Here is a 1,287-nt window from a genome sequence, read left to right as displayed (position 1 = left end):
GGGATAGTTGGGGGTCATGGCATCCAGGAAGCGCATCTACGACGCTGAGTTCCGCGAGGGAGCGGTACGGATCGTGACGGAGACCGGGAAGCCCATTCCGGAGGTGGCTGAGGATCTGGGCATCCACCCGGGGACGTTGCACAGCTGGGTGTCGCGGGCGCGGCGCAACGGGTCGCCGTCGTCGGACCGGCCGGTGGCCGATCCGTCGCCCGGCGGTCGTGTGCGGGAGAGCGAGCGCGCTGAGCTGGAGCGGCTGCGGGCCGAGGCCAGGGAGAAGGACAAGCGCATCCGCGAGCTGGAGATGGAGCGTGATGTGTGCAAGCGATTCGTGGCCTTGTGGGTGAAGTAGCTGAGGCGGACCCGGCCGTCGCGGTCGGGGTGATCAGCAGCTGCAAGGCCGAGCAGAAGATTCCGCACCGCACCGCCTGCCGGGCGCTGAGGGTGTCCGAGTCGTGGTTCTACAAGTGGCGGGATCGTCCGCCGACAGCGCGTGAGGCGCGCCGGCAGCAGCTGGCCGAGGAGATCGAGGAGATCTTCCACGGCTCGGGCGGCACCTACGGCTCGCCGAAGGTGTTCATCGAGCTGGCGCGCAGAGGCTGGCGAGTATCGGTGAACACGGTCGCGAAGGTCATGGCCGAACTCGGGCTGGCCGGACGGAAGGTGCGCCGCCGCCGGTCGCTGACGAGGCCGGGCAAGCGGCCGGCCGCCCCGGACTTCGTGCGCCGGGACTTCACCGCCGAGGAACCCGATCTCGTCTGGGCGGGCGATCTCACCGAGATCGAAACCGGCGAGGGCAAGCTGTACTTGGCGACGGTCATCGACCTGTTCTCCCGCCGCCTGCTCGGCTACGCGATGGCCGAGCGGCACGACGCCGACCTGGTCGTCGCGTCCCTGAACATGGCCGCGGCCACCCGCGGCGGCGACGTGCGCGGCGTGATCATGCACACGGACAGGGGCAGCGAGTACTGCTCGCGGCGGTTCAGGCGGGCCTGCCGAAAGCTCGGCATGGTCCAGTCCATGGGCAGAGTCGGATCTTGCTTCGACAACGCCGTGAGCGAGGCGTTCAACAGCGTCCTCAAAGTCGAGTACGTACACCGCCACACCTTCCGTACCCGCACCGAGGCACGCATCAAGGTCGCCACCTGGATCACCGACTTCTACAACACCAGGCGGCTACACAGCGTGTGCGGGTTCAAGAGCCCGATCGACTACGAACGTGACTACCGAGCCACCCTCGCCGAGGGACTGGCCGCATAGATCGTCTCCACGCTGCGAGGGGATTGACAG

Annotated in this window: 2 protein-coding genes; both read left to right on the top strand. The window is 68.0% G+C overall.

Annotation, left to right across the window (positions count from 1 at the left end; translation table 11 throughout):
• The first annotated feature begins 16 nt into the window (after positions 1-16).
• Positions 17-349 carry a transposase gene (locus ACFVJQ_RS46025; protein WP_385791988.1) on the top strand — a complete coding sequence of 111 codons (333 nt, stop codon included), beginning with the start codon at positions 17-19 and terminating at the stop codon, positions 347-349.
• Positions 337-1,257 (top strand): IS3 family transposase, encoded by a 921-nt coding sequence (locus ACFVJQ_RS46020; RefSeq protein WP_385791986.1) that lies wholly within the window; start codon positions 337-339, stop codon positions 1,255-1,257. Before ACFVJQ_RS46025 ends, ACFVJQ_RS46020 begins: the two co-directional genes overlap by 13 nt.
• The last annotated feature ends 30 nt before the right edge of the window (positions 1,258-1,287 follow it).

It is taken from the genome of Streptomyces sp. NPDC127197, assembly GCF_042672405.1.
GTDB classification, from domain to species: domain Bacteria; phylum Actinomycetota; class Actinomycetes; order Streptomycetales; family Streptomycetaceae; genus Streptomyces; species Streptomyces flavusporus.
This window is presented reverse-complemented; position numbering and strand designations above follow the sequence as displayed.